1 pseudogene is annotated in these 550 nt (G+C 71.3%); it reads right to left on the bottom strand.

The features are described from left to right. Positions 1-200 (bottom strand): annotated as a pseudogene (locus ABTU92_RS30575) (hypothetical protein); the annotation flags it as partial. Positions 201-550 lie beyond the last annotated feature (350 nt).

Genomic DNA, 550 nt, shown 5'->3' with positions numbered 1-550 from the left:
GCCGCGATGAAGTCGGCGTCGTGGGCGAGCGCGAGGAAGACATAGGCCGGCCCGGTCGAGGTCGGCAGCGTCGCGATCATGGCACCGAGCAGAGGGCCGGCGCGCTCGGCCGCGAGCGTCGCCACGACGACGATCAGGGCCGTGATCGCCATCTTGGCGGCGAGCGGCAGAAGCAACGCGAGATCGGGGGACAAGGACAATGTGACAGGGTCGCGGTGGCTGGTGTGTCGTGACCGGGGTGGCGTGACGAGGCGGGAGCAGCGCGCCCGGGACGAGTGTGAAGAGGCAGCGCCGACCAACGCCTCGCCTCATGGTGAGGAGCGATCCGCAGGATCGCGTCTCGAACCACGAGGCCGCCCGACGAGACCGCTCCGACGAGCCCGCCCGAAGAACCCGCCCGCCCGACGAGGCCGTCCTCGCCCTTCGAGACGCTCGCTACGCGAGCTCCTCAGGGTGAGGACGGACGCGTCGTCGTCGCCGACGGCGCCGCCTCACGCCCGCGCGAGCCGCACCGTGACCTGCGGGCCGTTCTTGATGGTCTGGTAGACGA

This window comes from Rhodoplanes sp. SY1, assembly GCF_046000175.1.
Classification (GTDB): Bacteria; Pseudomonadota; Alphaproteobacteria; order Rhizobiales; family Xanthobacteraceae; genus Rhodoplanes.
This window is presented reverse-complemented; position numbering and strand designations above follow the sequence as displayed.